Annotated in this window: 18 protein-coding genes; 12 read left to right on the forward strand and 6 right to left on the reverse strand. The window is 71.2% G+C overall.

Annotation, left to right across the window (positions count from 1 at the left end; genetic code table 11):
- Window positions 1-308 precede the first annotated feature (308 nt).
- From IF46_RS0127085 to IF46_RS0127100, 4 genes are read left to right on the forward strand one after another with little or no spacing between them, the layout of a single operon-like run.
- Window positions 309-1,595: an ABC transporter substrate-binding protein gene (locus IF46_RS0127085; RefSeq protein ID WP_030491216.1), complete on the forward strand. Its 1,287-nt coding sequence runs from the start codon at window positions 309-311 to the stop codon at window positions 1,593-1,595.
- Window positions 1,592-2,548: a carbohydrate ABC transporter permease gene (locus tag IF46_RS0127090; protein WP_030491217.1), complete on the forward strand. Its 957-nt coding sequence runs from the start codon at window positions 1,592-1,594 to the stop codon at window positions 2,546-2,548. The genes IF46_RS0127085 and IF46_RS0127090 overlap by 4 nt, the downstream gene beginning before the upstream one ends.
- Window position 2,549: 1 nt before the next feature.
- A complete protein-coding gene (locus IF46_RS0127095) occupies window positions 2,550-3,386 on the forward strand; it encodes a carbohydrate ABC transporter permease (RefSeq protein ID WP_030491218.1) in 837 nt (278 codons plus the stop codon).
- A 10-nt stretch (window positions 3,387-3,396) separates the two neighbouring features.
- Window positions 3,397-4,605 carry an ABC transporter ATP-binding protein gene (locus IF46_RS0127100; protein WP_030491219.1) on the forward strand — a complete coding sequence of 403 codons (1,209 nt, stop codon included), beginning with the start codon at window positions 3,397-3,399 and terminating at the stop codon, window positions 4,603-4,605.
- Between the two features lie 92 nt (window positions 4,606-4,697).
- Here the strand turns inward: IF46_RS0127100 and IF46_RS0127105 are convergent, their stop codons facing one another.
- Window positions 4,698-5,807: a winged helix DNA-binding domain-containing protein gene (locus IF46_RS0127105; protein WP_030491220.1), complete on the reverse strand. Its 1,110-nt coding sequence runs from the start codon at window positions 5,805-5,807 to the stop codon at window positions 4,698-4,700.
- Between the two features lie 140 nt (window positions 5,808-5,947).
- Here IF46_RS0127105 and IF46_RS0127110 point away from each other — a divergent pair, with 140 nt between their 5' ends.
- Both IF46_RS0127110 and wrbA read left to right on the forward strand, forming a co-directional pair.
- Window positions 5,948-6,340 carry a hypothetical protein gene (locus IF46_RS0127110; RefSeq protein ID WP_030491221.1) on the forward strand — a complete coding sequence of 131 codons (393 nt, stop codon included), beginning with the start codon at window positions 5,948-5,950 and terminating at the stop codon, window positions 6,338-6,340.
- 295 nt (window positions 6,341-6,635) lie between these two features.
- On the forward strand, window positions 6,636-7,253 hold the full coding sequence (gene wrbA / locus IF46_RS0127115) for an NAD(P)H:quinone oxidoreductase (RefSeq protein ID WP_030491222.1): 618 nt from the start codon (window positions 6,636-6,638) through the stop codon (window positions 7,251-7,253).
- An 82-nt stretch (window positions 7,254-7,335) separates the two neighbouring features.
- Here wrbA and IF46_RS0127120 read toward each other — a convergent pair whose 3' ends face one another.
- Window positions 7,336-9,258: an anthranilate synthase family protein gene (locus IF46_RS0127120; protein WP_030491223.1), complete on the reverse strand. Its 1,923-nt coding sequence runs from the start codon at window positions 9,256-9,258 to the stop codon at window positions 7,336-7,338.
- A 208-nt stretch (window positions 9,259-9,466) separates the two neighbouring features.
- On the opposite strand from IF46_RS0127120, the gene IF46_RS0127125 reads away from it, so the two are divergent.
- The 3 genes from IF46_RS0127125 to IF46_RS0127135 all read left to right on the forward strand — a co-directional run bounded on the left by IF46_RS0127125 (window position 9,467) and on the right by IF46_RS0127135 (window position 13,938).
- The gene (locus tag IF46_RS0127125) at window positions 9,467-10,879 is read left to right on the forward strand and encodes an FGGY family carbohydrate kinase (RefSeq protein WP_030491224.1); all 1,413 of its coding nucleotides are present in this window, start codon (window positions 9,467-9,469) and stop codon (window positions 10,877-10,879) included.
- Between the two features lie 99 nt (window positions 10,880-10,978).
- Window positions 10,979-13,519, forward strand: coding sequence for a nitrate- and nitrite sensing domain-containing protein (locus IF46_RS0127130; RefSeq protein ID WP_030491225.1), 2,541 nt, complete (start codon window positions 10,979-10,981; stop codon window positions 13,517-13,519).
- 5 nt (window positions 13,520-13,524) lie between these two features.
- Window positions 13,525-13,938 carry a roadblock/LC7 domain-containing protein gene (locus IF46_RS0127135; protein ID WP_198041555.1) on the forward strand — a complete coding sequence of 138 codons (414 nt, stop codon included), beginning with the start codon at window positions 13,525-13,527 and terminating at the stop codon, window positions 13,936-13,938.
- Between the two features lie 80 nt (window positions 13,939-14,018).
- On the opposite strand, the gene IF46_RS0127140 is transcribed toward IF46_RS0127135, so the two are convergent.
- A complete protein-coding gene (locus IF46_RS0127140; RefSeq protein ID WP_030491227.1) occupies window positions 14,019-15,362 on the reverse strand; it encodes a GH1 family beta-glucosidase in 1,344 nt (447 codons plus the stop codon).
- An 843-nt stretch (window positions 15,363-16,205) separates the two neighbouring features.
- Between IF46_RS0127140 and IF46_RS0127145 the strand changes: the two genes are divergently transcribed.
- Window positions 16,206-19,112, forward strand: a complete 2,907-nt coding sequence (locus IF46_RS0127145; RefSeq protein WP_030491228.1) for a glycoside hydrolase family 48 protein — start codon at window positions 16,206-16,208, stop codon at window positions 19,110-19,112.
- 320 nt (window positions 19,113-19,432) lie between these two features.
- Here the strand turns inward: IF46_RS0127145 and IF46_RS0127150 are convergent, their stop codons facing one another.
- Window positions 19,433-20,050, reverse strand: coding sequence for a DUF3159 domain-containing protein (locus tag IF46_RS0127150; protein ID WP_051724218.1), 618 nt, complete (start codon window positions 20,048-20,050; stop codon window positions 19,433-19,435).
- 185 nt (window positions 20,051-20,235) lie between these two features.
- Here IF46_RS0127150 and IF46_RS0127155 point away from each other — a divergent pair, with 185 nt between their 5' ends.
- Window positions 20,236-21,123 (forward strand): phosphatase PAP2 family protein, encoded by an 888-nt coding sequence (locus IF46_RS0127155; RefSeq protein ID WP_030491230.1) that lies wholly within the window; start codon window positions 20,236-20,238, stop codon window positions 21,121-21,123.
- Window positions 21,124-21,131: 8 nt separating this feature from the next.
- Window positions 21,132-21,800 carry a maleylpyruvate isomerase N-terminal domain-containing protein gene (locus IF46_RS0127160; protein ID WP_232234183.1) on the forward strand — a complete coding sequence of 223 codons (669 nt, stop codon included), beginning with the start codon at window positions 21,132-21,134 and terminating at the stop codon, window positions 21,798-21,800.
- Window positions 21,801-21,857: 57 nt separating this feature from the next.
- Here IF46_RS0127160 and IF46_RS0127165 read toward each other — a convergent pair whose 3' ends face one another.
- The gene (locus tag IF46_RS0127165; RefSeq protein WP_030491232.1) at window positions 21,858-22,721 is read right to left on the reverse strand and encodes a DUF1028 domain-containing protein; all 864 of its coding nucleotides are present in this window, start codon (window positions 22,719-22,721) and stop codon (window positions 21,858-21,860) included.
- Between the two features lie 51 nt (window positions 22,722-22,772).
- Window positions 22,773-23,993: a low temperature requirement protein A gene (locus IF46_RS0127170; RefSeq protein ID WP_051724212.1), complete on the reverse strand. Its 1,221-nt coding sequence runs from the start codon at window positions 23,991-23,993 to the stop codon at window positions 22,773-22,775.
- Window positions 23,994-24,126 lie beyond the last annotated feature (133 nt).

Raw genomic sequence — 24,126 nt, forward strand, 5'->3', positions numbered from 1 at the left:
GGGGCTTTCCTGAGGCAGAGGACAGCGCGGCTTCCAGAAACTCGAGTCGATCACGCACCAGGACGGCGCGACTTTCAGGAACTCGAGTCGATCACGCAGGCGGCGTCGGCCCAGGGCGAGCACGGACGGTCGGTATGCGGACTCTCGCTATTACATCCAGGTTTCGCGGCTTCGCAGGTGGGGCAGTGTAGCCGCACAGAGCATCCGGTCCGGGGCGTTTTCGCAGCTCGTCGGGGTTGGACAAAGCTCGCCGTGCGCCGGGGCACGGACGCCCTCCCCGGTCTTTCGCCGAGGAGAGGGGGAGGGCGATGACGGACCCCGAAACGGCTCGACACCGACGCCGGCCGATTGTGCGGCTGGGGGCGGCGGCCGCCGCGCTGGCGCTTGTCGCACCGCTGGCCGCGTGCGGCGCGGACGACGACGGCGGCCCACCGACGATCAACCTGTACTACCCGCCCGAGCAGAACCTGCAGAAGGTCGTCGACGACTGCAACGCGCAGGCGCAGGGGCGGTACGAGATCGCCTACCGGGTGCTGCCCCGGCAGGCCGACGACCAGCGGGTGCAGATGGTGCGCCGGCTCGCCGCCGAGGACACCGGGATGGACCTGCTCGGCCTGGACGTCACCTGGACGCAGGAGTTCGCCAGCGCCGACTGGATCCGCGAGTGGACCGGTCAGGACAAGGCCGAGGTCGAGCAGGGCACGCTCGCCGGGCCGTTGGACACCGCCCGGTACGAGGACAAGCTGTACGCGGCGCCGAAGAACACGAACGTCCAGTTGCTCTGGTACCGCAAGGACCTGGTGCCGCAGCCGCCGGCCACCTGGGACCAGATGATCAGCGCTGCCCAGCAGCTCAAGGAGCAGGGCAAGCCGTACCAGGTGCTCACCATGGGCGCCCAGTACGAGGGTCTGGTCGTCCTCTACAACACCCTCGCCGAGAGCGCCGGTGGAAAGATCCTCAACGACGACGGCACGCAGGCCGTGATGGACGACGGCACGGTCCGGGCGTTGGAGCAGCTGAAGAAGTTCGCCACGTCGGGCGTGACCTCGCCGTCGTTCAGCAACGCCACCGAGGACCCGGTTCGGTTGGAGTTCCAGTCCGGCTCGGGCGCGTTCCAGGTGAACTGGCCGTTCGTCTACCCGGCCCTTCAGGAGGCCGACCCGGAGCTGGCCAAGCAGGTCGGCTGGGCCCGGATCCCCGGCATCGACGAGGGCACCCCCAGCAAGGTCACCATCGGTGGGGTCAACCTGGCGGTCAGCTCCTACTCCAAGCACCCGGAGATGTCCTTCGAGGCGGCCCGGTGCATCCGCAGCGCCGAGCACCAGAAGTTCTCCGCCATCAACGACGGCGTGCCACCCACCATCGAGGCCGTCTACGACGACCCGGAGATGACCGAGGCGTACCCGATGAAGGACACCATCCTGGAGGAGCTGAAGGACCCGGCGACGCGTCCGCTGACCCCCGCGTACCAGAGCATCTCCACCGTCATGTCGGCGATCCTGTCGCCGCCGTCGGCGATCCGGCCAGAGCAGACCGCCGACGAGCTGCGCGGCGCCATCTCCGACGCCCTCCAGTCGAAGGGGGTGCTCCCGTGAGCGCGGACACCGTCGAGAAGAGCACGACCCCCACCGTGCCCACCCAACGTGGCGGCCGTCGTAAGCCGCCGCTGAGCGAGAACAAGAAGGCCGAACGCAAGCTCGGTCTGCTGCTCTGCGCGCCGGCCGCGCTGGTCATGATCCTGGTGACCGCGTACCCGATCATCTACTCGGTCTGGCTGTCGTTGCAGCGTTTCGACCTGCGCTTCCCGGACCAGCGCGAGTTCATCGGGTTGGACAACTACGTCACCGTGTTGACCAACGAATTCTGGTGGACGGCGTTCGGGGTGACCATGCTGATCACGGTGGTCACCGTGGCCGTGGAGCTGGTGCTCGGCATGGGCCTGGCGATCATCATGCATCGCACCCTGGTCGGCCGCGGTCTGGTCCGGACCTCGGCGCTCATCCCGTACGGGATCGTCACCGTGGTCGCCGCGTTCTCCTGGCGGTACGCGTGGACGCCGGGCACCGGTTACCTGGCCAATCTGTTCAGCGACGGCGCGCCGCTCACCGAGCGGGCCAGCTCGCTGGCGATCATCATGCTGGCCGAGATCTGGAAGACCACCCCGTTCATGGCGCTGCTGCTGATGGCCGGGTTGGCGTTGGTGCCGGAGGACCTGCTCAAGGCCGCCTCCACCGACGGTGCGACCGCCTGGCAGAAGTTCACGAAGGTGATGCTGCCGGTGATGAAGCCGGCGATCCTCGTCGCGTTGCTGTTCCGCACCCTGGACGCGTTCCGGGTCTTCGACAACATCTTCGTGTTGACCGCCGGAGGTAACGAGACGTCCTCGGTGTCGATGCTCGCCTACAACAACCTGATCCGGGGCCTCAACCTCGGCATCGGTTCGACGATGTCGGTGCTGATCTTCATCACCGTGGCGATCATCGCGTTCATCTTCGTGAAGCTGTTCGGCACCGCTGCCCCGGGCAGCGACGACTCCGAGAGGCGCTGACATGGCTGTCGAAACCACGACCAGGGCAAAGCTGCGCTGGGGTCTGCTCGACGTCCTCGTGGTCGTCTTCGCGCTCATCCCGGTGCTGTGGATCGCGTCGCTGTCGTTCAAGACGCCGGCCACCCTCACCGACGGGAACTTCATCCCCCGGGAGTGGACGCTTGACAACTACAAGACGATCTTCGACACCGATCAGTTCGTCCGAGCGCTGATCAACTCGATCGGCATCGCGCTGATCGCCACGCTGATCGCGGTGGTGCTCGGCGCGATGGCCGCGTACGCGATCAGTCGGCTGGACTTCCCCGGCAAGAAGCTGCTGGTCGGCGTCTCCCTGCTGATCGCGATGTTCCCGCAGGTGTCACTGGTGTCGCCGTTGTTCGAGATCGAGCGTCAGCTCAAGATCTTCGACACCTGGCCCGGCCTGATCCTGCCGTACATCACCTTCGCGCTGCCGCTGGCGATCTACACGCTGTCGGCGTTCTTCAAGCAGATCCCCTGGGATTTGGAGAAGGCGGCGAAGATGGACGGCGCCACCCAGGGGCAGGCGTTCCGGCGGGTCATCGCCCCGCTGGCCGCGCCGGGGTTGTTCACCACGGCGATCCTGGTCTTCATCTTCTGCTGGAACGACTTCCTCTTCGCCATCACGCTGACCTCCACCGAACGCGCTCGTACGGTGCCGGTCGCCCTGTCGTTCTTCACCGGCGAGTCGCAGTTCGAGGATCCCACCGGGGCGATCTGCGCCGCCGCCGTGGTGATCACCGTGCCGATCATCCTGTTCGTCCTCTTCTTCCAGCGTCGCATCGTGTCCGGTCTGACCTCCGGCGCAGTCAAGGGATAGGTGAGTAGTCATGGCTGACATCGTGCTGGACAAGGTGAGCAAGAGCTTCCCGGACGGGACCGTCGCCGTGCAGGACGTCGACCTGGAGATCGCCGACGGCGAGTTCGTGATCCTGGTCGGGCCCTCCGGCTGTGGAAAGTCCACCACTCTCAACATGATCGCCGGGCTGGAGGACATCAGCTCCGGTGAGCTGCGCATCGCCGGGCAGCGGGTCAACGACAAGGCTCCCCGGGACCGGGACATCGCGATGGTGTTCCAGTCGTACGCGCTGTACCCGAACATGACCGTGCGGGAGAACATGGCGTTCCCGCTGCGGTTGGCCAAACTCGACAAGGAGACCATCAACCGGAAGGTCGACGAGGCGGCGAAGGTGCTGGAGCTGACCTCGCTGCTGGACCGCAAGCCGGCCAACCTCTCCGGTGGGCAGCGCCAGCGGGTGGCGATGGGCCGGGCGATCGTCCGCCAGCCGAAGGCGTTCCTGATGGACGAGCCGCTGTCCAACCTCGACGCCAAGCTGCGGGTGCAGATGCGCACGGTGGTGTCCCGGTTGCAGAAGCAGCTCGGCACCACCACCGTCTATGTCACCCACGACCAGACCGAGGCGATGACCCTCGGCGACCGCGTGGTGATCATGCGCGGGGGTGCGGTGCAGCAGGTTGGGCCACCGCAGGAGCTGTACGACCACCCGCGCAACCTCTTCGTGGCCGGGTTCATCGGCTCCCCGTCGATGAACTTCCTGCACGCCGCCGTGCAGGACGGCGGGCTGCACACCGCCCTCGGTGAGGTGCCGCTCGGTGACCGGGTCCGCCGGGAGTTGGAGTCCGCCGACGCGCCCCGCGAGCTGATCCTCGGCATCCGGCCCGAGCACTTCGAGGACGCCGAGCTTGTCGACGACGACACCCGTCGGCGGGGCATGGAGTTCGAGGCGCCGGTGGACATCGTCGAGTCGATGGGCTCGGACAAGTACGTCTACTTCACGGTCGAGGGTGAGAAGGCCAGCGCCGCCGAGTTGGAGGAGTTGGCCGCCGACGCGGGCGCCGCCGACTTCGCCGGTGCCGGCGGCAACCTGGTGACCCGGCTCTCCGCCGAGTCCACGGTCGCCGAGGGGCAGACCCGGCGGGTCTGGTTCAACCTGGAGAAGATCCACCTGTTCGACCCGGGCACCGGCCGCAACCTGACCCTGCACGAGGGTCGGGCCGCCGGCGCGCTCGCCGACTGACGGCCAGCTCGCGCCGATCTTGCATTTTCGGTTGCCGCTATAGGTGGAATATCCCTTGTTTCGGGACAGAAAGTGCAAGATCGGCGCGGCGGTTAGGTTAGCCAGTCGACGCGGGCCGGCAGCCCGAGGAAGTCGGCGTAGCGGCCGAGGGCCTGCTCCACCCGGGCTCGTACGGCTACGTCTAGCGTTGTGACCGGCTGGATCGTCACGGTGACCGCGGTGCGGCCGATCTTGCGCTTCCACACGCCCACCACCCGACCGGCGCGGACCACGGTGGCCTGGAAGATGCCGTTGTTGCCCGGCACCACGGCCGCCTGGTGGGCGGGATCGAGCATCAACGTGCGATCCCGGAAGCCGAGCAGGTACTCGTCGAAGCCGGGCAGCGCCAGCACGTCGTCCGGCGAGGTGCGCGGCGCGTCGGCCAGCGCCGCGTCGACGTACATCGGCTCGCCGTCGACCCGTACCGTGCTCAGCGCGTCGGCGGTGGCGGCCAGGCCGCGCCGGGCGTCGGTCAGGGTAAGGCCGCTCCACCCGGCGAACTCGCGGTCGGTGACCGGGCCGTGCCCGCGCACGTAGCGGTGGGCGAGCAGGGCCAGCGCCTCGTCCCGCTCCAGCCGGCGAGGATCGGGCGCCCACTCGTCGAGCAGGGCGAAGGTCTGCTCGGTGCCGACGTTCGGCGCCACGCAGGTCACGCCACGGACGCTGGCGAACCACAGCAGGTGGTAACCACGCTGCCCATCGGTGCTCAGACCCGCGTCGCGCAGGGTGGCCAGGCACTGCGCGCGGGTCAGCCGGCCGCCGCCGACCAAGGCGGCGCCGAGGACATCCACGGCCCGGTCGGCGTCGGCCTCGGTGAGCCCCAGCTGCGCCCGCCGGGTCGCCGCGCCGGCCAGCGATCGTACGCCGGTCAGCGCCAACATCCAGCGCGCGTCGGCGGGCGGGACGAGGTGCACGGTGCCGCGCATCGGCCAGGTGCGCAGCGCGTCGCGCCGCTCCAACGCCGCCTGCACGTCGGCCATCGTCTGACCGGGGAGCCGGGCGCCCAGCGACCACAACCCGCTGGCCAGGTCCTGTGCCTGCATGGCACCGAACCACTCGACGACTTCGGCGACGGTGCCGGGTCGGGCGCTGGGATGTGGACGCAGCAGCAGGCTGGTCATCCGCAGCGCCAACGCGTCGGCCGCGCTGAGGTCTGCAGGCATCAGGGCGTTCCCTTCGGTGGCCGGGCGGCCAGCCTAGAACCGAGCACCGACACTCCTGCCGACGGGAGGCGTAACGGCCCTCGTCGGGGGAAAGCGGCTGGCCGCAAGTGCGCGCGCCGCGCGTACGGGAAGGAAGTCTCATGACTGCCGCAAGCGAGCCGGCCCGGGGTGCCGGCGTACCGGCCGGGTCCCGCAGCCATCGGGGGGACGCCCGCGCGAAGACGAGCGCCGCAGCGACCTTCGCCCTGGTGTTCGGAGTGGCCGGTCTGTTCAGCGTGTTGACGGCGATCCTCGCCTGGCTGGGGCTGGTGCTCGGCATCATCGGGATCATCCTCGGCATCGTCGGCCTCAAGATGGCGCGCCGACCCGGGGTAACCGGTCGTGGCGTGTCGATCGGTGGCCTGGTGCTCAGCATCCTGGCCGTGCTGCTCGGCCTCGGTCTGGCCGCCGGAATCACCACGTTCGTCAACAACGACAGCGCGGTGGATCGCCTCCAGACCCAGGTGGACAAGCTGCGCGACAAGCTCGACTGACCCCCCCGGTCGCCACTCGGCTCGGCGGGCGGTCCCCTGATCGCGCTACGCCGGCGCCATCGCCGGCGGAGCGCGATCCCCCGTTCAGGTGCCCGGTGCGGGGCGGCGGCGTGATCCCGCCGGCACCGATGGCATCAGGATCGCCGTCCGCGCGGGGCGTCGGGCCGTAACGACCGGGAAGTTGCGGAAAACTTGAGCCGGCGGATCGGTCTCTGGGAGCGCCTGGGCCGGTCGTTAGAGCGCGCCGGCAGCGGGTAGTCGCGGGAGCTGATCCGAGACGAGAAGGGACACCCTGATGGCTGCCCAGACCAAGGTAGCGGTGATCTACTACAGCGCCACCGGCACGACCTACCAGATGGCGCAGGCCGTGTGCGAGGCCGCTGGGGATGCCGGCGCCGAGGTGCGTCTGCGCAAGGTGCGCGAGTTGGCGCCGGACGAGGCGATCCGCTCCAACTCCGGTTGGCACGCGCACCACATGGAGACCCAGGATGTGCCCGAGGCGATGCTCGACGACCTCGCCTGGGCCGACGTGGTGATCTTCGGTGCGCCGACCCGGTACGGCATGATCGCCGCCCAGCTGAAGCAGTTCATCGACACCTCCGGCCCGCTCTGGTCGCAGGGCGCACTTGTCGACAAGGTCTACGCCGCCTTCACCTCGACGGGCACCTCGCACGGGGGGCAGGAGACCACGCTGACTTCGCTCTTCAACGTCTTCTACCACTGGGGCGGTGTCGTGGTTACCCCCGGTTACACCGACACCAGCCAGTTCATCGCCGGAAACCCGTACGGCGCCTCGCACACCAGCAACAACGGGGAGATCGCCCCGGACGCCGTGGCGCTCGGGGCCTGCGCGCTCACCGCCCGTCGTGCGGTGTTGATGGGGGCCGCGCTGAAGGCGGGGTTGGCCGGCTGACCGGCGACCGGTGACGCGGGCGGGGGCTCTCGGCCCGTCCGCGCCACCGGTCGATCCAAGCCCTACCCCCGAGCCAGGGCGACTATGCACCGCCGCGCGCCGCGGACAGCTCGTCGGGGTGAGACGCCGGCAGCAGATCGGTCAACAGCTCGGTCAGCACGGCGAGCCCGTCCGGGCTGAGCACCGACTCCGGGTGGAACTGCACCCCGGCGAAGCCGCGCCCACGCAGGGCGTGCACGGCGCCGTCGCCCGGGTCCCGGGCCAGCTCCACCGGCCCGTACGCGGTGGCCAGCCGGTCGGCTTCGCCGAGGGCGGTGAACGTCGAGTAGAAGCCGACCCGGCGGGCCCGGCCGAACACCGACACCTCCCGCTGCAACCCCTGATAGGGCGCCTCCCGGCGGTGCAGCGCCAGCCCCAGCAGCCCGGCCAGCACCTGATGGCCGAGGCAGACCGCGAGGGTGGGGCGGCCGGTCGCCAGCAGCCCGGTCAGCAGCTCCCGCAGCGCCACCATCTTCGGCTCGTCCACGCGGCGCGGGTCACCCGGGCCGGGACCGGCCACCACCAGGTCGTAGTCGTCGACGGGGCCGTCCTCCTGCCACGGCCGGGTGGTCACCGCGAGACCCAACGCGCTCAGTTGGTGGGCCAGCATCCCGGTGAAGGTGTCCTCGGCGTCCACGATCAACACCCGGCGGCCGACCAGCCCGGGCAGTCCAGGCGCGTGCGGTGCCCGCTGGTCCAGCCAGAACCGCGCCAGCGGTGCGTTGCGCGCGGCCAGCGCCTCGCGTACCGCAGGGTCGTCGGCCAGCCGCGTGATCGGCCCGCCCTCGCCGACGGACGCCGCCGGGCCGAGGCCGAGCGCGGCCAGCACACCGGCGGCCTTGGCGTGGGTCTCGGCCACCTCGCCGGCCGCCGTCGAGTGTCGGACCAGGGTCGCGCCGACCGGCACCCGCAGTTGTCCGGTGGGGGAGATCTCGGCGGTCCGGATCAGGATCGGGGCATCGAGCGTCTGCCGGCCGGCCTCGTCGTGGCCGAGCAGCGCCAGCACGCCGGCGTAGTAGCCCCGGCCCCGGTGCTCGTGCCGGGCGATCACCCGGCAGGCGTTCTCGATCGGGCTGCCCGTCACGGTGGGGGCGAACATCGTCTCGCGCAGCACCTCCCGCACGTCGCGGGTGCCCCGCCCGGCGAGCAGGTACTCGGTGTGCGCCAGGTGTGACATCTCCTTCAGGTACGGCCCGATCACCTGCCCGCCGTGCTCGGCGACGGTGGCCATCATCTTCAGCTCCTCGTCGAGCACCATGTACAGCTCCTCGACCTCCTTCGGGTCGGCGAGGAAGCGCAGCAGGGCCGCCCGGTCCGCGACGCCACCGGGGCAGCGGAAGGTGCCGCTGATCGGGTTCATCATCACCAGTCCGTCCTCGACGCTTACGTGCCGCTCCGGGCTGGCGCCGACAAGCGTCCGCGCGCCGGTGTGCACCACGAACGTCCAGTACGCGCCGCGCTCGGCGATGAGCAGCCGGCGCAGCGCGGCCAGTGCGGCCCCCACCGGCGGGCCCTGCACGGTGGCGTGCAGGGCCCGGTGGATGACGAAGTTTGCGCCCTCGCCCCGACCGATCTCCTCGGACAGCACCCGCTGGACGGTTCGCGCGTACTCCTCGTCGCTGACGTCGAAGCCGACGTCAATGGTGTGGACCGGCTCGTCGGGCAGCGCGGCGAGGACGTCGGCCAGCGTGATCCGCTGGTGCTCGCGGACCTGAAGGAACTCCAGCGGGGCACCGTCGTCGACGCAGGCGAAGCCGCGCTCGGTGATCTGCCGGAACGGCACCAGGGCCAGCGCCTGTGACCCGGGCGGGCCCGGCGGCAGCGGAATGTCGGTGAGCCCCTCGACGGTGTCGACCGGGCCGGTGAAGAGGTCCAGTTCGTCCGCGCCGTCGCGGCGCAGCAGCGCGAAGGGGCCGGGGTCGACGCCGTGGGCGACGGCGGCGAGCAGGTCGGTCAGGTGGGTCATCGGGTGTCTCCGTCATGCCGGGCGCCGCCGTCAGGGCGGTCATCCTGGGCCGGGAGATCCGGCGACCGCCTCGATGGCGGCCGCGTGGATGGAGCTACGCGCGGGAGATGGCCGCCGGGTCGGCGGGCCACCAACTGGTCAGGTGCGCGAGCATGTGATCCACCCTACGCGCCCGTGGCCCGGCTGACACCGGGTAACTTGACCGGCGATGAACATTCTCGCGCTGGACCTGGGCACCTCATCGGTACGTGGGCTGGTGCTGGACGCGGACACCCGGCCGCTGCCCGGTGCCCTGGCCCGTCGCAAGGTCGATCTCGCCATCGGCGACGACGGCACCGGCACGCTGTCCGGTCGGGACTATCTGGCGAGCCTGGTCGAGTGCCTGGACGAGCTGGCCGATGCGGGGCATCTGCACGAGGTCGACCTGGTGGCGGTCTCCGCCCAGTGGCACTCGGTGCTCCCGCTGGACCGCGAGGGCACCCCGATGGGCCCGGTGATCACCTGGCTGGACACCCGGCCCGCCCCGGTCGGCGGCACCGCCGGGCCGGCCGACCCGGACGGCTTCCACCAGCGCACCGGCTGTTGGTGGCACCGTTCGTACTGGTCGATGCGGCTGCCCTGGTTGCGCGAGCACTCCGGAGCCCCGATCGCCCGATTCGTCGGCCTGCCCGAGTACGTGCTGGGTGAGCTGCTCGACACGGCGCCCATGTCGATCTCCCAGGCCTCCGGGACCGGTCTGTTGGACCTGGGCACCCTGCGGTGGGACGAGGAGGCGTTGACGCTGGCCGGGGCACGACCCCAGGACCTGCCGCCCCTCGCCGAGCTGGATTGGCACGGCCGGCTCCGGGTCGACCTGGCCCGTCGGTGGCCGCAGTTGGCGCAGGCCCGGTGGTCACCGCCGGTGGGCGACGGTGGGGCGTCGAACGTCGGCTCAGGCTGCGTCGACCCGAGCCGGGCCGCCGTCACCGTGGGCACCTCGGCGGCCGTACGGCTGATGCAGCGGATCCCGGCCGGCGAACCGATGCCCCGCCTCCCCGAACGGCTGTGGCGTTACCGGGTCGACCACGACCACGTGGTGACCGGGGCCGCGTACGCCAACGGGGGCAACCTGTTCGCCTGGGCGAACCGGGAGCTGCGGTTGCCAAGCGGCGCCGAGTTGGACAAGGCGCTGGCCCTGCTGCCCCCGGGCGGCGGCCGCCCGGCGAACCCCCGCTTCGGTGGCGACCGGGCGCCCGGCCTGGCACCGGCGGGCAGCGGTCAGCTGAGCGGCCTCAGCTTCAGCACCACCTCGGTCGACATCCTGGCCGGGCTGATGCAGGGGCTGTGTGAGCTGGTCGCCGAGGATCTCGGGGTGTTGGAGTCCACAATCGACAAGCCGGTCGGTGTGGTGCTGGGCGGCGGCGCGGTGGCCGCCTCGGCGTGGTGGCGGCAGGCCTTCGCCACCGCGCTCGCACCGCGACCGGTGTCGCATCAGCGCAACGCGGAAATCGGCGCCACCGGTGCCGCGTTGGTGGCGCTGGGGCGGTTCGAAGCGGCGAACGAGCTCGCCGACATCAGCCGGACGGACGAGCTGGTTTTGCCGACCACGGCAGGACGTTCGCACCCGCAGTATTCTTCCTGAACCTCCGCCTGGCCCGGGCCGTTGACAGCGGTAGGGAGCCTGGTTGGATGGACCGCGCTCCCCCGACCGCGGTGGACGCGGTAGGACGGAGGAGGCAGGGTGGCGGCAGGTCCCGACCCGGCGAACGGCGCGGTGTCGAGCCACCGCCGACGTCGCTTCGACGTCCGAGTTGTTCCGCATCGACGGCGGTCGCCGTTCCGGTTGCGCGACTGGCGGATGAGCACGAAGCTCGCCACCGTGCTGGTGGTGCCGTCGGTGGCATTCGTGGTGCTCGCCGGTGTGCAGACCAGTGCGCTGGTGGGGCAGACGACGGCGTTGAGTGACTTCTCCAGCCAGGTCGGCATCGGCCGGCAGATCACCGCTGCGGTGCACGGGCTCCAGCAGGAGCGCGACCGCTCGGCGGGTGAGCTGGCTGAGCTGCGTAAGGGTGGCGACCGGCAGACCGCGACGGCCGATCTGAAGCCGTTGCAGGAGGCCACCGACAAGGCCATCGTGGACCTCAGCCGGGCCGCCGAGCCGCTGGCGGACGCGGACGCGTCCTGGCGGGTCGCCTTCTCCGAGGCGTTGGAGGCGTACGACCAGGTGGTCGACATCCGTCCGGCGATTCCGCCGGCGGTGCTCAGCAGCGACACCATCCTGAGCAACTACCACCGGGCCATCGGCGCGCTGCTCGACCTGCTCGCCGAGCCGAAGCCGGGTCAGAATCAGCCGGCGTTGAACGACTCGGTGCTGCGCTACGTCCAGCTGGCCCGGGTCAAGGAACTCTCCTCCCGGGTGCGGGCCCAGCTCTACAGCGCCGCCCGCTCCGGTGGGTATGGCACCGAGGACCGGGTGGTCCTCGCCGACCTGCGTGGTCAGCAACTCACCGCGCTCGGCGCGTTCCGGGTGGCCGCGACCAACGATCAGATCCGCCGGTACGACGAGACGTCGGTGTCGCCGATGTTCCTGGTCGCCACCGGGCTGGAGGAGCGCAGCCTCTCCTATGGCGGCGCGTCGCCGCAGGTGCTGCCGTCCGAGCAGTGGTGGTCGGCCAGCCAGCAGCGCCAGGAGTTGCTGCGTCAGCTTGAGGCGGGTGTGCTGGACGACGCCGTGCGGCAGGCCGACGAGGCCAGCGACGGTCAGCTGCGGACGACCCTGCTGGTCGTCGGCGGGGTCGTCACGGTTCTGCTGGCCGCCCTGCTGATCTCGTTGTTCATCGGGCGGTCGGTCGCCCGGTCGATGCGGTTGCTGCGCAGCCAGGCGCTGCGGATCGCCCAGGTCGAGTTGCCCGACGCGCTGGACCGGTTGAAGACCGTCACCGGTGGGGTGCCCCGCATCGAGGTCGCGCCAGCGGTGGTCCGTTCGCTCGACGAGATCGGCGAGCTGGCCGAGGCGTTCGTGGCGGTGCACCGTAGCGCGGTCACGGTCGCCGTCGAGCAGGCGCTCATGCGGCGCAACGTCAACGCGATGTTCGTCAACCTGGCCCGCCGCAGCCAGGTGCTGGTGGAGCGACAGCTGGAGCTGCTGGACGACCTGGAGCGCGAGGAGGCCGACCCGGACCAGCTGGAGAACCTGTTCAAGCTCGATCACCTGGCCGCCCGGATGCGCCGTAACGACGAGAGCTTGCTGGTGCTCGCCGGCAGTGACTCCACCCGTCGGTGGAACCGGCCGGTCGGCCTCGGTGCGGTGCTGCTGGCCGCCGCCGCGGAGATCGAGCAGTACCAGCGGGTCCAGATCGACTCGGTTGCCGACGTGCACGTGGTCGGGCACGCCGTCGGCGAGTTGGTGCACCTGCTGGCCGAGCTGCTGGAGAACGCCACGGCCTTCTCCCGCCCGGACACCGTCGTGGTGGTGACCGCCCGGGTCGAGGCGGGAAATCCGGTGATCGAGATCGTCGACCGGGGCCTGGGCATGAGCCCGGCCGCGCTGGTCCAGGCGAACGAGGTGCTGGCCAGCCCGCCGGCCGCGGACGTCGCGACGGTGGAGCGGATGGGGCACTTCGTGGTCAGCCACCTGGCCGCCCGGTTGGGCGTACGGGTGTGGTTGGACGGCGGCGAGTCCGGCCTGGTCGCACGGCTGGCCTTGCCCGCGGTGTTGCTGGCCCCGGCGGGCGCCCCGGTGGAGCTGGATTCGCCCGCGCCGGCGCGGATGCTGGCGACGAGCGCGGCTCGGGGAGTGGTCTCGCAGTCCGGGGTGGGCCGGGAGACCGATGGCCCCGGTCCGGGCGTCGCGGCGCGGGACCTGCCGGTGGCTGGTCGCCCGCCGGGCGTCGCCGTGCCGCGTCAGGGCCGCCCGGTGCCGGTGCGCGCCGAGGACGTGTTGACCCCGGCCGGTGCTCGTGGTGCCGGCGGGGGCTGGTATTCGCGGCAGGGCCCGACCGCGCCGGCGGTGCCCGCACCGGCGGCGCCGCCGAGCGTCCCAGTGACCGCCGGCATCAATGAGCGGGGGTTGCCGGTGCGGGTGCCGATGGCGCAGTTGAGCGCGGTCACCCGTTCGGCACAACCGATGTCGGCACCGACCCGCACCGACCCGGACCCGGAGGCGGTCGGCGGCATGCTCTCGCGGCTCTACAGCGGAGTACGGCGCGCCGAGGCCGAGGACACCACCGAGATATCCGTGCCACCGTCCGGGGGGCACGACGAAGGGGGACGACGACAGTGACGACGTTGAGCCAGGAGGCGCGTGACCTGAGCTGGCTGGTGAGCGCGTTCGCGGAGCGGGTGCCGGGTGTGGCGCACGCGGTGGTGGTCTCCTCCGACGGGCTGCTGGTGGCGATCTCCGACCACCTGCCGCGGGACAACGCGGACAAGCTCGCCGCAGTGACCTCCGGGCTGATGAGCATCACCGCGGGTGCGGCCCAGCTGTTCGACGGCGATGTCGTCAAGCAGACGGTGGTCGAGATGGGCCGTGGCTATTTCCTGGTCATGCAGGTACGCGACGGTTCGATCCTGGCCACGCTGGCCGCCGGTGACGCGGACATCGGCGTGGTGGGCTACGAGATGGCCCGGCTGGCCAAGCAGGCGGGGGAGATGCTCACCCCGGCGCTGCGGGCGGAGTTGCAGCAGGCGCTGCCCCGCTGAGTGAGCCGGCCGAGGCCCGGACGGTCACCGGCTCACCGGAGCCGAGCCGTCCGGGCCCGGCCGTCCGGGTGGCGGCGCGTTCAGAAGCCGCCGTCGGCGATGACGGATCGGTACCAGGTGGCGCTGCTCTTGAGCACCCGCCGCTGGGTGGGGTAGTCCACGTAGACCAGGCCCCAGCGCTGGTCGTATCCCTGGTCCCACTCGAAGTTGTCCAGCAGTGACCAGACGTGGAAGCTCTCCAGCGGCACCCCGTCGGCGATGGCCCGGTGCGCGGCGGTGAGGTGGTCGCGCAGGAAGCTGATCCGACCGGTGTCCTGGACGGTGTCGTCTGCGCCCAGAGTGTCCGGTGTGGGCAGCCCGTTCTCGGTGATGGTGAGCGGGATCGGGCCGTAGTCGCGGGTGATCCGGGTCAGCAGGTCGTAGATCCCCTCGGGGTAGATCTGCTGCCACTCGGCCTCGGAGGTCGCCCAGCGGTGCTCGGTGCCGCCGTCGGCGGTGACGTAGATCGGTGTGTAGTACTGCACGGCCAGCAGGTCGACCGGCGCGGAGATGATCGCGAGGTCGCCGTCGCGGATGCCCTGGACCATCCGGCTCTGCGGGCCCAGGTCGGCCAGCAGGTCCTCCGGGTACGCGCCCTTGAACAGGGAGTCGAGGTAGAGGCGGTTCTCGTACGCGTCGTAGAGGTGGGCGGCCGCTGCGGCCTGCGGGGAGTCGTCGGCGGGGTAGCAGGGGTGCAGGTTGAGCGCGGGGCCGATCCGGCTGTCGCTGCCGGTGTCCCGCAGCGCGCCGACGGCGAGCCCGTGCGCGAGCTGCAGGTGGTGGGCGACCAGGTAGGCGGCGTCCGGGTCCTGCCGGCCGGGGGCGTGGTGGCCGGTGAGGTAGCCGTTCTGCACCACGGTCTTGGGCTCGTTGATGGTGAGCCAGGCTGGCACCCGGTCGCCGAGCGCGCGGAAGACCACGTCGGCGTAGTCGGCGAAGCGGTGGGCGGTGTCGCGCGACTCCCAGCCGCCGGCGTCCTGTAGTGCCTGGGGGAGGTCCCAGTGGAACAGGGTGGCCATCGGGGTGATCCCACGCTCGTGCAGGCCGTCGAGGAGCCGGCGGTAGAAGTCGAGCCCGCGCTGGTTGGGTGCGCCGGCACCGTCGGGTTGGATCCGTGGCCAGGAGATGGAGAAGCGGTAGCTGCGCAACCCGAGGTCGCGCATGAGGTCGAGGTCCTCGGCGTACCGGTGATAGTGGTCGATGGCCACGTCGCCGGTGTCGCCGTTGCGGGTGCGCCCTGGGACGCGGCTGAAGGTGTCCCAGACCGACTCGCCGCGCCCGTCTTCCTTGGCGGCGCCCTCGATCTGGTACGCGGAGGTGGCCGCGCCCCAGCCGAAGTTGTCCGGGAAGCGCAGCGGGCCGGCGGGCCCGATAGGTATCGACATGGATTCTCCTCATGGATACGGGGCCGCCGCCGAAGAGATTCGGGAGCGCTCCCATGATAGGGCAGGCGCTGCCGGCCGGTCAGCCAACCGTCATGACGGTTGGCGCTGGCGGATGGGAGGCGGGTCTGGCCCCGAGCAGCGAACGAGGCCGTCCGGGCGGCGCGGCGCGCCTGTCCCGTCGGCCTCTTTTCCTATCGTGTACGGGGGTTTAGTGTGGGGACGGGGGAGGGCAACCCCCGTCCCCACCGTAACTGCACACACACGGGCGAGATTTGGGTCCTGCCGTGTGTGTCGCGCGGGAGCCGGGCCACGCGAGTGGCTCTGGTTCCACCTCCCTCCATGTGGCGGGACGATGGCTGACGACGGCGTCCGGGCTGGCCCGTCGTCGGCCCTCTGTCTGGTTCCCCGGGCCCGTCAGAGACGGTTCCGGCGATCTTCTAGTTGGAACCTTGTCGATGGAAGCGCTCCCATCGACCGATGTTGCGACTGTAACGCCCGTCACGCCTTTGTGAAAGCCCCAAAACGAGATCGAAACAAGGAGCTGATCCAGCGCTCCCTGCGCTTGTTGTGGGAGCGCTTCCATGGCACACTGTCGATTCGACGCGACAGGAGCCACATCGCGTGAGTGCGGGTCCACCGAGGGCAGCCGGCGGCACCACTTCCGGTCACGGTCACCCGATCAGCCGGCGGGACCCCCTCCCGTGCGGGCCGCACCGCCGACCCCGGCCGGGCCCGGGGGAGACCACCTTCCCGGCGCCTCGACAACACCCGCGGACCACCACCCACGCGGGCAGGCGCCTCGCCGGGGACCATCCCGGCCTGGTCCGAGGAGACACCGCGCACATGAGACAACTGGCACGACGCCGTCGAGTGGCGATCATCGCTGCCGCCGCGCTCGCCATCGGCGGGGTGACCCTGCCCGCCGGCGCCGCACAGGCCGCACCCGCCTGCGACGTGGTCTACGCGACCAACGACTGGAACACCGGCTTCACCGCCAACGTCACCATCAAGAACCTGGGCGACCCGGTCAGCAACTGGACGCTCAAGTGGACCTTCCCGAACAGCGGCCAGCGGGTCACCCAAGGCTGGTCGGCCCGGTACAGCCAGTCCGGCAGCGAGGTCACCGCGACCAACGAGTCGTACAACGGCAACCTCGCCACCGGGGCCTCCACCACCATCGGCTTCAACGGCTCCCACACGGGGAGCAACCCGAAGCCCACCTCGTTCACCCTCAACGGCACGCCCTGCAACGGCACCCCGGCCAACCAGCCGCCGACGGTCTCCCTCAGCCTGCCGAGCGGGCCGTTCACCGCGCCGGCGGACGTGCCGCTGACCGCCACCGCCAGCGACCCGGACGGGACGATCAGCAAGGTCGAGTTCTACCGCAACGGCCTGCTGATCAACACTGACACCTCGGCGCCGTACGCCTACACGCAGGAGGACCTGCCGGCCGGCAGCTACACCGTCCAGGCCAAGGCGTACGACAACGCCAACGGCATTGGAGTCGCCGAGAAGGCGTTCACCGTCGGCGCTGCCACCGGCCCGACGCTGATCGCCACGCCGTCCGCGGTGAGCGTCGCCGAGGGTGGCACCGCCACCTTCAACCTGAAGCTCAGCGCCGCGCCGACGGCGAGCGTGCCGGTCACGCTCACCCGCACCGGCGACACCGATGTCACGGTCTCGCCGACCACTGCCACGTTGACCCCGAGCAACTGGAACACCGGGGTCACCGTCACGGTCGCCGCGGCGGAGGACACCGACACCGCCGGTGGCGCCGCCACCATCACCGCCTCCGCCACCGGTCTCGCTTCGCTGGCGGTCAGCGCCACCGAGATCGACAACGACATCCCGGGCGGCGACAACGCCTATATCGCGAAGTTCCTCGAGCAGTACGGCAAGATCAAGAACTCGGGCTACTTCAGCCCCGAGGGCGTGCCGTACCACTCGGTGGAGACGCTTATCGTCGAGGCGCCCGACCACGGGCACGAGACCACCTCGGAGGCGTTCAGCTTCTGGCTCTGGCTGGAGGCCTACTACGGCAAGGTCACCCAGAACTGGGCGCCGTTCAACAACGCCTGGACGGTGATGGAGAAATATATTATTCCGACCCACGCCGATCAGCCGACCGCAGGTTCCGCCGGCACCCCGCAGTACGCCGCGGAGTACAACCTGCCCAGCCAGTACCCCTCGGCGCTGAACCCGAACGTCCCGGTCGGTCAGGACCCGCTGCGCTCGGAGTTGCAGTCCACCTACGGCACCGGCGACATCTACGGCATGCACTGGCTGATGGACGTCGACAACACCTACGGCTTCGGCCGCTGTGGTGACGGCACCACCAAGCCGGCATACATCAACACCTTCCAGCGGGGCACCCAGGAGTCGGTGTGGGAGACCGTTCCGCAGCCCTCCTGCGACACCTTCAAGCACGGCGGTCAGTACGGCTACCTCGACCTGTTCGTCAAGGACACCGGTGCCCCCGCCAAGCAGTGGAAGTACACAAACGCCCCGGACGCCGACGCCCGCGCCGTGCAGGCCGCGTACTGGGCGCTGACCTGGGCCAAGGCGCAGAACAAGCAGGCCGACGTCGCCGCCACCATCACCAAGGCCGCGAAGATGGGCGACTACCTGCGGTACGCGATGTTCGACAAGTACTTCAAGAAGATCGGCAACTGCGTCGGGGCCAGCACCTGCGCCGCCGGCAGCGGCAAGGACTCGGCGCACTACCTGCTGTCCTGGTACTACGCCTGGGGCGGCGCGTACGACGCCAGCCAGAACTGGTCCTGGCGGATCGGCTCCAGCCACAACCACTTCGGCTACCAGAACCCGTTCGCGGCCTGGGCGCTGACCAACACCCCGGAGCTCAAGCCGCAGTCGTCGACCGCGGTCGCCGACTGGACCAAGAGCTTCGAGCGGCAGCTGGAGTTCTACACCTGGTTGCAGTCCGCCGAGGGCGGCATCGCCGGTGGCGCCACCAACAGCTGGGACGGTAGCTACGCCCAGCCGCCGGCCGGCACCAGCACCTTCTACGGCATGTTCTACGACGTCGACCCGGTCTACAACGACCCGCCGTCGAACCAGTGGTTCGGCATGCAGGCCTGGTCGATGCAGCGCATCGCCGAGCTGTACCAGCAGACCGGCAATGCGAAGGCCAAGGCGCTGCTGGACAAGTGGGTGCCCTGGGCGATCGCCAACACCACCCTCGGCACCAACTGGTCGATCCCGTCGGACATGGCGTGGACCGGCCAGCCGACCACCTGGAACCCGTCCAACCCGCAGCCCAACACCGGCCTGCACGTCGAGGTCATCAGCAAGGGTCAGGACGTCGGTGTCACCGCCGCCTACGCCCGGATCCTGATCGCGTACGCGGCCAAGTCGGGCAACGTGGCGGCCAAGGACACCGCCAAGGGGCTGCTCGACGCGCTGTCGGCCGCCAGCGACGCCAAGGGCGTCTCCACCACCGAGAAGCGTGGCGACTACCGGCGCTTCGACGACGTCTACAACGCGTCCACCGGGCAGGGCCTCTACGTCCCGTCGGGCTGGACCGGGAAGATGCCGAACGGCGACACCATCGCCGCCGGCAAGAGCTTCCTGGACATCCGGTCCTTCTACAAGAACGACCCGGACTGGCCCAAGGTGCAGGCGTACCTGGACGGTGGTGCGGAGCCCAGCTTCAACTACCACCGGTTCTGGGCACAGGCTGACGTCGCCATGGCGTACGCCGACTACGGCAGCCTGTTCCCGAACGGCTGACGACGACCCGGGGTGGGTGGCGTGGACCGCCCACCCCGGGGTCCGGCCCGGGTCCGGGGAACGACGGACCTGGGCTGGCGGACGGCCTGACACCCACGGTCAGGCCGGGGTGGGCCGGCCATCTGGCCGACGCAGCGGATCGGCCGGCCCGCCCCACCGCCCGGACTGAAGCTAGCCGCGAAAAGGCCCAGAAATTCGGGCCGTCGCGGGATCACACCGAGGTCCGTGACGGAGTAACGTACGTCACCGGAGAGGCCGCTCCCCCCGTGGCGGCCTCTCCACTTTTTTGCCCGGCTCCCGCCCGGTCCCGCCCGCGCCGGTCAGCGCGGCGGTGTGACCGGATGACGCAGACCCGGGTGCCCGGCCGGCAGCGAGCGCCGCAGCACCACCCAGCTCAGCGCCAGCGCCGCGGCGACCAGCGGCCAGGTCAGCGCCACCCGGGCCACCACCAGCGCGAGCACCTGCCCACCCAGGTAGAGCGGCACGAACACTGCGAGCCGCAGCAGATAGGTCGCCGTCCACACCCAACTGGCCCGGCCGTAGCCGCGCAGCAGCGCCGGGTCGCGCCGCCACCCGGCGCGCTGGCCCAGCACCGCGCCGACTAGCACGCCGAGCAGTGGCCAGCGCACCACGATGCTGACTGTCCACGCCAGAGCGCTCGCGGCATTGGACAGCACCTGGACCAGAAAGAAGTTCTCGGCCCGGCCGGTGCGTACCGCGATCAACGCCGCGACGCAGACAGCCAGCAGCCCGATCAGCACCGAGCGCGGCCGGTCACCTCGGCGCAGCCGTACGCCGGCCACCACCGCACCCACGGCCAGCGCCGCGCCGACCCCGCCCCACAGCGACTCCCGGCCGAGCAGCCAGCCCGCCGCGAACGCCAGCGGCGGCAGGGTGGCGTCGATGGCACCGCGTCGCCCGCCCAGCAGATCCGTCAGCGACTCGGCCCGCGCTGGCCGACCCGACGCCGGGTCGTCGCCCTTTCGCTGCTCCGGTCCGGGCTCGGCCTGGCCGCTGTCGCGCTCCGCTGTTTCGCCCACCACCGCCTCCTCGTCTTCGGCACAACCTAACCGGCGATTGGCGGCGGGCCACCGCTCGGACCGCCGACACCTGCCGCTACGGTGTGCGGATGCGCGCGACGGCACGGGGTTGGACTGCGGTCTGGTTGGTCGTACTGGCCCTCGTCCAGGCGGCTGCCTTCCTCGCCGTGTGGCGGGTGGCCGTGCACCTCGAGATCGGCCAGTGGGTGGACACGGTCGCCCTCACCGGCAACCGGATCGGGCAGGACACCATCGAGGGGCCGGTCGACCGGATCCTCAACGCGATGTCGGTGGTCTCGTTGCTGGCCGCCACCGCGATGATCGGGTTCATCGCGTTGATTCGCGGGCGGATCGCTCTGGCGATCACCGCGACGCTGCTGATCGCCGGAGCGAACGTCTCGACCCAACTGCTGAAGTACGGGCTGAACCGGCCCGACTACGGTCTCGACCCGGAACGCGCCGGGGTGGGTAACAGTCTGCCCAGCGGGCACACCACGGTGGCCGCCTCGGTGGCGGTCGCGCTGATGCTCGTGCTGCCGCCCAAGGTGCGGGCCGTCGGCGCCTTCATCGGTGCCGGCTACGCCGCCGTCGCCGGAGTCGCCACCCTCTCCGCCGGCTGGCACCGGCCCAGCGACGCCATCGCCGCGTACCTCGTGGTGGGCGTGTGGGCGGCGTTGGCCGGGCTGCTCCTGCTGATCACTCAACGGGAGCAGGCTGAGGTTGCCCCCGGCGATGCGCACCGGGTCGCGGCGCTGGTGCTCGGGCTGGGCGGTGTGCTCGCCCTGGTGGCCTGCGGGCTCTCCCTGTCCTGGCTGCTCGACCTGCGCGACATCGGGCCGGAAGAGTTGGCCCGCCGCCCCCTGTTCGTCGGGTACGCGGGCAGCGCCGCCGGGATCGCCGGCACGATGGCGGTGGTGATGGCGCTGGTGCTGACAGTCGTGCACCGACTGGTGCCCCGGGTCAAGGGCTGAGCCAGCCGGTGGAGCCGGCCCTCGCGGCGTTCTGCGCCGAATGCGCCCAGCTCACCGAGGTCCTGGCCGGGCTTGACGACGCCGACCTCGACCGGCCCACCGACTGCCCTCCGTGGAGGGTCCGGGACCTGATCGCACACATCCGCACCGGGGCTGGACGGCTGACCGCCATGCTCGCCGCGCCGGCCCCGCCCCGCGCCGAGGTGGACGCCGCCGGCTATTTCGGCGCCGCGAAGTTCACCACAGCGGTGGACGCCGACCGTGTCGCCGGCGGCCAGCGGGACGCGCTGCAGGTGGACCGGGCAGCGTTGGCGACCGAGTTCGACCGGACGTGGCGGGCCACCGAGGCGGCGATCGCTGCCGCGCCGCCCGACCGGGTGGTGCGGACCCGCCACGGCGACGCGATGGGCCTCAACGAGTTCCTGCGGACCCGGGTCGTCGAGGTGGGCGTGCACGGGTTGGACCTGGCCGCCGCGCTGGGCCGGCCCCCGTGGCTCACCCCACCGGCGGCCGTGGTCATCGCCGACCTGCTCACCGGCGGGCGACCGACGCCGGCCGGGTTGAGCTGGGACCGGCTGACCCTGATCCGCAAGACCACCGGCCGGGCGGCGTTGACCACCCCGGAACGGGCCGCGATCGATGCCGCCGGCTTCCGCTGGCTCGCCTTCGGCCGCTGACCCGGGCGCCGCCGGCGGTATGGCTGCCGGCTCCGCTCGCCGCTCGGCCTGGCCGGGTCAGCTCGCCGAGCGCGGTGCGGGGACGTGCGGGGCGACACCGCGCAGGTGTGTCAGCACCACCGGGTCGATCCGCCCCGGCACCAGCCGCTCCTCCAGGTTCTCCAGCCCCGCCCACGAGATCAACGCGGCTTCCGTGCCGCCCTCGTGCGCCGGATGGCCCAGCGCGTTGAGCAACGTCGCCACCTCCTGGGCGACCGCGCCGCTCAGGTCGAGCAGCGTGGCCGGGTCGGGCCGGCCGAACAGCATGGTGTGCACGCCGAGCAGGCGACCCAGCTCGGCGACCGGGGCCGGGTGGTCGTCCACGCGAAGGTCAACCACCACGTCGCTCGTGCCGCCGTACCCGCCGTCGCGCTCGACGACCAGCAGGCCGGCGCTCTGCCGGCCGCGCCGGTCGCCGCCGGCCTCGTCGCCGGCCCGCAGCGCGGCGACCAGCCGCTCGGCGAACGGCAGCGCCGACCCCGCCAGCCAGGCCGCACCCAGGGCGTCGACGACCTCCGGGCCGGTGAGGATGTTGCCCTGCGCGGCCCAGCCGTCGCCGGTCCGTCCGCCGGCCCACGGGTGGCAGGCCGGCCCGGTCCAGCTGGCACCCGGACCGCTGGCCCCCACGACACCGAGCTGGCGGTGCTCCCGCTCGGGGTCGGCGGCGATCAGCCCGGCCACCACGTCAGCGGCGACCACCCCGGTACGCAGCAGGGTGAGGCCCTGCCGGCGGTAGGCGAGGTTGGCGTGCGCCTGGGTGGCCAGCGCGCCCACCTCGGCGGCGGCGGCCGGCACCAGCGCCCCGGCGGCGAGGAACTTGCTGGCGACGGCCACGCCGTGCAGGCGGCCGTCGTCGGAGCGGGCGACGAGCGAAAAGGTCACCGGACGAGATTAGCCGCCCGTGCTGGGGTGACATCGTCGTGCGTCGTTGGCTCAGAAGGGTGGCGCGGCGGCCTCGGGTGGGGCGCCACGCGCCCGACGGGCGTCGGCCACCGCGACCGCGGCCAACACCAGCACCCCCACCGCGGTCGCGGCCACCCCGGGCAGCACCAGCAGCGGCACCGCCGACACCACCAGCACCAGCAGGGCGATCCACCGGGACGGGGAGACCCGCGCGAACACCTCGTACTCCAGGCGGGCCCGCCCGGCCAGGAACAGGGCCGGGCCGCCGAGCACCACCGCCAGCCAGGGCCCGGTGATCCGCTCCAGCGGATGGTTGATGATCAGCTCGTAGCCGATCGCGGTGGCAGCGAGACCGACCACCATCACCAGGTGGGTGTCGGCCGCCGAACGGCCGATGGTGGCGGGGTGACGGGCCTTCATCACCGCCTCGCCCAGGATCCGCCCGGCCCGCTGCACATAGATGCGCCACAGCATGATCGACGTGGCAAGCGCCAGCGCGAACGCCCAGGCGTGGCCCGCCTCGTACGGCCCCCTGCTGTAGGCGAAACCCGCCACCAGGATCGTCTCGCCCAGCGCGACGAGGAAGAACTGCTGGTACCGCTCGGCCAGGTGCTCCCCGGCGATCTCCCACTTGGAGATCGTCGAACGGCCCAGGCCGGGCACCGGCCAGCCCCAGCGGGCGGCCAGGTACTCGGTGGCCAGAGCCGCCGACCAGAGCACCACCTGCGCGTTGGTGCTCAGCATCGCGCCGCCGATCCAGAGGACCCCGGTCGTGGCGAAGATCACCGCCATCCGGACCTTGAGCCGGCGGTACGGGTGCGGTCCCAGCGCGACCGACAGGATCACCGGCCGGGTCACCTGTGCGACCACGTACGCCACCGCGAACATCAGCCCGGTCTCGCTGAACGCCCGGGGGATCGCCACCCCCATCAGCATGCTGCACACCAACGCGGTGACCACCACGGTCTGCAACGGCACCCGGTACGGGTCGTACCGGCTGGTCGTCCACGCGGTGCCCTGCCAGACCGCCCAGAGCGCGAGCAGCAACAGCAGCGTCTTGCCGCCGCCGGTGACCGTCGCCCAGCCGTGCTCCCGACCCGGTTCCTCGGTCAGGTCCTCGAACGCGCGTGCCGAGATCCGGGTGAGCGCGAAGACGTACACCAGGTCGAAGAAGAGTTCCAGGAACGTCGCCCGGCCGGGCGGGGTCGCCGCCGGGACCGGCTCCAGGTGTCCCGCTGCTCTGGAACCCATGGTCAGCGGCCTGCGCCGTCGGTCCGGTCCACCCCGATGTGGTAGCACTTCTGACCGGCCGCACGGCCGGAAACCGGCGATTCTGCCCAACTCGGGGATCTTGCTCGAGCCACCGTCAACGGGCACGATCGAT

The organism is Micromonospora chokoriensis (genome assembly GCF_000718555.1).
GTDB classification, from domain to species: Bacteria; Actinomycetota; Actinomycetes; order Mycobacteriales; family Micromonosporaceae; genus Micromonospora; species Micromonospora chokoriensis_B.

What these genes read in the sequence shown, in the direction of transcription:
- IF46_RS0127085 (WP_030491216.1), top strand. Translation starts at nt 309, where the DNA reads ATGACGGACCCCGAAACGGCTCGACACCGACGCCGGCCGATTGTGCGG.
- IF46_RS0127095 (WP_030491218.1), top strand. Translation starts at nt 2,550, where the DNA reads ATGGCTGTCGAAACCACGACCAGGGCAAAGCTGCGCTGGGGTCTGCTC.
- IF46_RS0127100 (WP_030491219.1), top strand. Translation starts at nt 3,397, where the DNA reads ATGGCTGACATCGTGCTGGACAAGGTGAGCAAGAGCTTCCCGGACGGG.
- IF46_RS0127105 (WP_030491220.1), bottom strand. Translation starts at nt 5,807, where the DNA reads ATGCCTGCAGACCTCAGCGCGGCCGACGCGTTGGCGCTGCGGATGACC.
- IF46_RS0127110 (WP_030491221.1), top strand. Translation starts at nt 5,948, where the DNA reads ATGACTGCCGCAAGCGAGCCGGCCCGGGGTGCCGGCGTACCGGCCGGG.
- wrbA (WP_030491222.1), top strand. Translation starts at nt 6,636, where the DNA reads ATGGCTGCCCAGACCAAGGTAGCGGTGATCTACTACAGCGCCACCGGC.
- IF46_RS0127120 (WP_030491223.1), bottom strand. Translation starts at nt 9,258, where the DNA reads ATGACCCACCTGACCGACCTGCTCGCCGCCGTCGCCCACGGCGTCGAC.
- IF46_RS0127125 (WP_030491224.1), top strand. Translation starts at nt 9,467, where the DNA reads ATGAACATTCTCGCGCTGGACCTGGGCACCTCATCGGTACGTGGGCTG.
- IF46_RS0127140 (WP_030491227.1), bottom strand. Translation starts at nt 15,362, where the DNA reads ATGTCGATACCTATCGGGCCCGCCGGCCCGCTGCGCTTCCCGGACAAC.
- IF46_RS0127145 (WP_030491228.1), top strand. Translation starts at nt 16,206, where the DNA reads ATGAGACAACTGGCACGACGCCGTCGAGTGGCGATCATCGCTGCCGCC.
- IF46_RS0127170 (WP_051724212.1), bottom strand. Translation starts at nt 23,993, where the DNA reads ATGGGTTCCAGAGCAGCGGGACACCTGGAGCCGGTCCCGGCGGCGACC.